General features: G+C 72.7%; 5 protein-coding genes. All 5 read left to right on the forward strand.

Annotated elements, in window-relative coordinates; translation table 11 throughout:
* Positions 1 to 97: 97 nt before the first annotated feature.
* The 5 genes from PHY01_RS04655 to PHY01_RS04675 all read left to right on the forward strand — a co-directional run bounded on the left by PHY01_RS04655 (position 98) and on the right by PHY01_RS04675 (position 5,945).
* On the forward strand, positions 98 to 1,402 hold the full coding sequence (locus PHY01_RS04655) for an alpha/beta hydrolase (RefSeq protein ID WP_141277254.1): 1,305 nt from the start codon (positions 98 to 100) through the stop codon (positions 1,400 to 1,402).
* Between the two features lie 95 nt (positions 1,403 to 1,497).
* On the forward strand, positions 1,498 to 1,818 hold the full coding sequence (locus tag PHY01_RS04660; RefSeq protein WP_141277255.1) for a hypothetical protein: 321 nt from the start codon (positions 1,498 to 1,500) through the stop codon (positions 1,816 to 1,818).
* Between the two features lie 220 nt (positions 1,819 to 2,038).
* Positions 2,039 to 3,211 (forward strand): rhomboid family intramembrane serine protease, encoded by a 1,173-nt coding sequence (locus tag PHY01_RS27380; protein ID WP_141277256.1) that lies wholly within the window; start codon positions 2,039 to 2,041, stop codon positions 3,209 to 3,211.
* 266 nt (positions 3,212 to 3,477) lie between these two features.
* Positions 3,478 to 4,590 carry a bifunctional lysylphosphatidylglycerol flippase/synthetase MprF gene (locus PHY01_RS04670; protein WP_246085703.1) on the forward strand — a complete coding sequence of 371 codons (1,113 nt, stop codon included), beginning with the start codon at positions 3,478 to 3,480 and terminating at the stop codon, positions 4,588 to 4,590.
* Between the two features lie 134 nt (positions 4,591 to 4,724).
* On the forward strand, positions 4,725 to 5,945 hold the full coding sequence (locus PHY01_RS04675) for a carboxylate--amine ligase (RefSeq protein WP_141277258.1): 1,221 nt from the start codon (positions 4,725 to 4,727) through the stop codon (positions 5,943 to 5,945).
* The last annotated feature ends 55 nt before the right edge of the window (positions 5,946 to 6,000 follow it).

Consider the following 6,000-nt stretch of genomic DNA (forward strand, 5'->3'; position numbering starts at 1 on the left):
CCCCGGACCACGGCCGGTGTGCGCTCGGCCGACGATCCGCGCGGCCGCTGTGGAGGCGCTGAGCGACACGGCCACCGCCGTGGGGGAGACTGGCGACGTGGGTACCGTGGCCGAGTGGTCGTTGCTGACCGGACCGATCCCGGTGCTGCTCCTGGCCGGCGGGGGGATCGCTCTCGCCGTGCTGGCCGTCGGCGACCGCGACCGGCGGTGGTACCACCGAGTGGTGCCCCGGGCGCTGATCGGTGCCGCGCTGGCGGTCGCGCTCGCGTGGCTGACGTTGACCGCGCTACGGCCGTTCCCCGACCCGCTGCCCACCGTGGTGTGGGTCGCCCTCGCGGCGGCGCTGGTGGCGGTGGGGCTGGCGGTGGGCCGCGCCCGACGCAGTAGGCGGCAGGTCGTGGTGGCCGTCGGCGGGGTCGTTCTGGTGGTGGCGGCCGCCCTGGGCCTGGTGAACCTGCAGTACGGGGCGTACCCGACCGTGGGGGTCGCGCTCGGCCTGCCCCCGGCCAACCAGGTCGACTTCGCCCAGGTTTCAGAAGTTGCGCCCGGCGTGGTGGTGCGGCCACCCGGGCAGCCGCTGTCGACGGTGTGGCGGCCGCCGCCCGGGCTTCCGGCCGCCGGGACGGTCTCCGAGGTGCCGGTCCCGGCGCCGACGTCCGGGTTCGTCGCCCGGCCCGCCTGGATCTACCTGCCGCCCGCGTACCAGGCCGTACCCCGTCCTCAGCTCCCGGTGCTCGTCCTGCTCAGCGGGCAGCCGGGCGGGCCACGGGACTGGCTCGACGGCGGAGGTCTGGCGGCGATGCTGGACCGGTTCGCCGCGACGCACGCCGGGCTCGCGCCCGTCGTGGTGATGCCCGACTGGCTCGGCGCGCCGCTGACGAACACCCTGTGCCTGGACTCCCGGCTCGGCAACGTGCAGACCTACCTGACCGTCGACGTTCCGGCGTGGGTCCGCGCGTTCCTGCAGGTCGATCCCGACCCGTCTTCCTGGGCGGTCGGCGGCCTCTCCGCGGGTGGCACCTGCTCGTTGCAGCTCGCCGTCAACGCCCCGCAGGTGTATCCCACCTTCATCGACCTCTCCGGCCAGTCCGAGCCCACGCTGGGCGACCGGGCCGGCACGGTCGCCGCTGCCTTCGGTGGCGACCCCGCCGCGTTCGCCGCCGTCAACCCGCTCGACGTCCTCGCGGCCCGCAGCTTCCCCGGCAGCGCCGGGCAGGTCATCGTCGGCGCGGCCGACGCCGCCTATCGCGGCCAGGCGATGCAGGTGGCCGACGCGGGCAGGCGGGCCGGTATGCAGATCGACTACCGCGAGCTCCCCGGCGGCCACGACTGGCGGGTGTGGTCGGCCGGCCTCGAATCGTCACTTCCGTGGCTGGCGACCCGGATCCACCTCACCCCGTAGACGCGTTCAGCGTCCTCTCAACGTCGTGGCGGCACCGTCGCAGGTGCAGGACACCGGTGGTTCGGCCGGCGCCCACGACAAGAGGAGACATCGACATGGCATTCGTTCCCTGGACCATCAGCCCCCCACCGGACGGCACCGGCCGCGGCTCGATCGCGCTGCCGCTGGACCCGCTGGGCGAGTCGGCGGTGCTGCCCGAGGGCAGTGGCGCCTGGGTGCGCGTCGCGGCCTACGCCGACAAGATCACGGTGTCGCGGCTCGCCTGCCACGGCACGACCCACACCGAGTACGAGCCCGGCACGCTGGAGGCCGGCGGTGACCACGCCTGGGAGATCCCCGAGGGGACTTACCAGGTGGAGCTGGACTACGAGTGCTCCGCACCCTTCGCGGTGCTCGTGTCCACCCTCGCGCCGTAGGCGTCGACCCGGGCCGGTCCCGCGAGCGATCCGCGGGACCGGCTCTGCCGTGCGGTGGTGTGGTGGCCCGCTATCGTTCCCAGTCGATGCGGGTGCTGGACACGATCCGACGGGACGGCATGCTCTTCTTCCACCGCGGCTTCCCCCGCGGTAACGACCGACGGCTGTGGACGGCGAGACACGGGTCGTCGCTGCCCCGGCACGCGACCTGGATCCGTTCATGACCACGCAACGTGACACCGCCTCGCCGCCTGGCCCACGGGATCGGTGGTCGGGTGCGGCGGCGCTGCGCCTGCGCGCGACACTGCGGCACGCCCCGGTGACGACGGGGCTCGTCGCAGCCCTGTGGGTGATCGGCATCTCGACCGGCAGCCTACTCGGCGGGCCTGCGGCTCCGCTGCGCTCCACGATCGCGATCGGCGTCCCGACGCTGTCCACGGGCTCCTGGTGGACCCCGCTGACCAGCATGCTGTGGTGCTCGGGGCCGGTCGGCTACCTGGCCACGACCGCGCTGTTGCTGGGACTCCTCGCGCCAGTGGAACACCGCGCCGGTCCGGTCCGCACCGCGGCCCTGCTCATCGGCTCACACGCCGTCGGTGTGCTGGGTGGCACCGGGCTCGTCGCCCTCGGCGCCGCCGCCGGTGAGCCCTGGGCGCTGCGCCTCGCCACCGACGTCGCGGTGGGGCCCTCCCCCGGTGTCGTGGGCGCGGCGTTGGCGGTGAGCGTGCGGCTGGGCGCGCTGTGGCGGCGCAGGCTGCGGGTTCTGGTGGTCGTGGTGCTGGTCATGCTGGCCCTGTACTCGGGGTCGCTGCAGGACGTGCTGCGCCTGGGCGGCGGCCTGGTCGGGCTGGCCGCCGGTCCGGTGCTGCTCGGCCGCCCGCGGGGGCGCGTGCCGGGTGCGGCCACCGGCCCCGAGGTCCGCACCCTGGTGGCCCTGGTCGTCGCAGCCTCGGCCGCCGGGCCGCTGATCGCCGCCCTGTCCGGCACCGCGATCGGCCCGCTGTCGGTACTGCGTTTCCTCGTGCTCCCGCCCCCACCCGACCCCGCCACGGTAGCGGCGATCTGCGCCGATCCCGCCACCGTCGACGACTGCGCGGGCCTGCAGTTCCGGCTGCGCCTGGGTGGCGTCGGGCCCGCGGTATGTCGGTACTGCCGGTGCTGGTCCTGCTCGCCCTCGCCGAGGGGCTGCGTCGGGGCCGGCGGTTCGCATGGTTCGGCGCCGTCGGCGTCAACGTGCTGTTCGCCCTGCTCGGCCTGGTCCTCGCGGTACTCACCTTCGCGACCCCGGTCGAGCGGCTCGTCGCCTTCGGCGGCGCGACGGACGCCCAGTTCTACGCCGGAGTGGCGACGAGCGTCCTGCAGCCGCTGGCCGTCGTGGCCCTGCTGCTGGTGACGCGGCACCGGTTCCGCGTGCTCGCACCGGCCCGGGCCTACCGCGGATGGAGCCGCGCCGTCCTCGGCACCCTGGTGGGGGTCTCGGTGCTCTACATCCTGCTGGGGTACCTGCTCCGGAACCGGTTCGACCCCGTCCCCGACCTGGTCGACCTGCTCCTCGACCTGCCGACCCGGTTCCTGCCGCCCGGGTATTTCGGCGAGATCGAGATCGCGTTCCTGCCGGTCGACACCCCCGCCACGGTGCTCTACGAGTGGACGGGCGTGGTGTTCTGGACCGTCACGCTGGCTGCCTCGCTGTGGCTGGTCACCCGCGTCCGCCCCGTCACCGGCGACGCCGACGCCGCCCGCTCCCTGATCGTCGGCGGCGGCGGCTCCACGCTGTCGTGGCTGGCCACCTGGGCGGGCAACAGCTACTGGTTCACCGCGGACGGCCGCGCCGGCGTCGCCTACCGGGTGATCGGCCGCGTGGCCCTCACCACCGGAGAGCCCTTCGGCCACCCCGACGCCCGCCCGGACGCGGTCGAGGAGTTCACCCGCTTCTGCGCCGAGCACGCCTGGACGCCGTGCCTCTACAGCGTCGGCCAGGCCGTCCGGGACCACGCCGTCGAGCTGGGCTGGCAGTCGGTCCAGGTGGCCGAGGAGACCGTCGTCGCCCTGCCCGGTCTCGCGTTCACCGGGAAGCGGTGGCAGGACGTCCGCTCCGCACTGAACAAGGCGGGCAAGGCCGGGATCACGGCCGAGACGCTGGCGTTCGCCCACGCGCCCCTGAGCCTCACCGAGCAGATCCGGGCACTGTCCGAGGAATGGGTCGGGGACAAGGGCCTGCCCGAGATGGGCTTCACCCTCGGCGGGCTCGACGAGCTGCGCGACGACGCCGTGCGGTGCCTGGTCGCCGTCGACGCCGACCGGACGGTGCACGGCATCACGAGCTGGCTGCCCGTGCACGAGGACGGCCGTATCGTCGGCTGGACCCTGGACTTCATGCGCCGTCCCGAGTCGGGGTTCCGCGGCGTGATGGAGTTCCTCATCGCCGCCGCCGCGCAGAGGTTCCGCGACGAGGGCTGTGCGTTCCTGAGCCTGTCCGGCGCCCCGCTCGCCCGCGTCGACCGCGGGCAGGAGCCCGATGCCCTGCAACGCCTGCTGGACCGGATCGGCAGCGCGCTGGAGCCGGTGTACGGGTTCCGCTCACTTCTCGCGTTCAAGGCCAAGTTCCAACCGGAGTACCGGCCGCTCCACATGGCATGTCCCGATGTCGCGACCATGCCCGCCGTCGGCACGGCGATCGCCCGGGCCTACCTGCCGGGGATGGGACCCACACACGCCCTGCGCCTCCTGGGCAGGCTGCGAACCGGACGTCGGGCACCGGACGAAGGGTGACCGCTGCCCGGGAGCCGTACTCGCCGTCTCACGACCACGCACTCCCCCGAATCCCGCGGATCCCCACGCAGAATTGGGCGTTGGCTAACCCGATTCGACCCGGCCACTAACTGGCCGTCCTTAACGTGAGAGGCATGGTGCACCCCTGCCCGTCCGAAGCTCCTTCTCGGCACGCTCTGCCCCGCGCCGTCCTGCTCTGTCCCAACGACGGCGCATTGACCGTCGCACGGCGGTTGGTGCGCCGCGGTGTCGCGGTACACGCACTGACCGACGAGCGGTACGCCTACGTCCTCGCCGCGAGGGGTGTGCGGGGCCGGGTGATGCCGGACATACGGCGAAATCCGCACGTGTGGTTACAAGAACTGTCTGAACTGGCCACCGCCGGCGGGGAGGAGGGCGGGGTCGTCCTGTCGGGCTCCGACGCAGCGACCGAGTTCCTCGCGCACAACCGCACGGAGATCCCGGGCTCGCTCCGCACCTTCGAGTCGAAGGACGGCATGCACCTCGCCCTGATGAACAAGAGCGAGCTGTATCGGCAAGCCACGGCGGCCGGAGTTCGCACCCCCGGAATGTGGCACGTACGCAATCACGAGGATCTCGTGGCACTCGACGGTCAAGTGGCCTTCCCGTGCATTCTCAAGCCGTCGCTGGGCCATGTCGCCAAGGAGCTCGTCGGGGTGGGGACGGTACGCGTCGAATCCGACGATCACCTGTTCACGCACGCGCGTGCGCTGCTCGACCACGACCTGGACCTGGTCGTGACCGAACTGGTGCCCGGCCCCGAGACCGCGTTGCTGGGTGCGGTGACCATCCGAAACGCAAACGGCGACTACCTGCTCGAGTACGGCCGGCGGAAGATCCGCCAGTGGCCACCGGACTACGGCACCGGATCATTGCTGGAATCGGCAGACGTGCCGGACATGCTCGCGCTGAACCGGCGACTGCTCGACCACGTCGGCTACGTGGGCCTGTCCAGCTGCGAGGCGAAGCGGCACGCCGTGACCGGGGAGCTGTACCTCATCGAGATCAACGTGCGGATGCCGGCGAACTACGGTTTGTCGCAGGCATGCGGCGTCGACGGCGCCTGGCGGCTCTACGCGGCGCTGGCGGGGCTCCCACTCGACCCGCAGCCGGCCCAGGTGAACGGCCGCAAGGTGATGATGCATCCCGACCTGCTCGCCGCAGCGGCCCAGCTGCGCTCCCGGCCACGGTCGCTCGGAGCGCTGCTGGCCAGCTGGCGCGGCACACGTGATTTCGGGGTGTTCTCACTACGTGACCTGCGCCCAGCGGTCGCGCTGGCCCGTCAAGAGCTGCGCGAGCTCGGCGCCGGTCAAGTCCCTGGACGTGGTGTTTGACGACGGTCGCGTAATCTTCGTGTAGCTGGTTAGGCGCTGAGCGCCGGGATGTCGA

The organism is Pseudonocardia hydrocarbonoxydans (assembly GCF_006539565.1).
In the GTDB taxonomy this organism is placed as follows: domain Bacteria; phylum Actinomycetota; class Actinomycetes; order Mycobacteriales; family Pseudonocardiaceae; genus Pseudonocardia; species Pseudonocardia hydrocarbonoxydans.

Bases quoted from the DNA above. Each gene is read 5' to 3' on its own strand.
- PHY01_RS04675 (WP_141277258.1), top strand. From the start codon at position 4,725: ATGGTGCACCCCTGCCCGTCCGAAGCTCCTTCTCGGCACGCTCTGCCC.
- PHY01_RS04660 (WP_141277255.1), top strand. From the start codon at position 1,498: ATGGCATTCGTTCCCTGGACCATCAGCCCCCCACCGGACGGCACCGGC.
- PHY01_RS27380 (WP_141277256.1), top strand. From the start codon at position 2,039: ATGACCACGCAACGTGACACCGCCTCGCCGCCTGGCCCACGGGATCGG.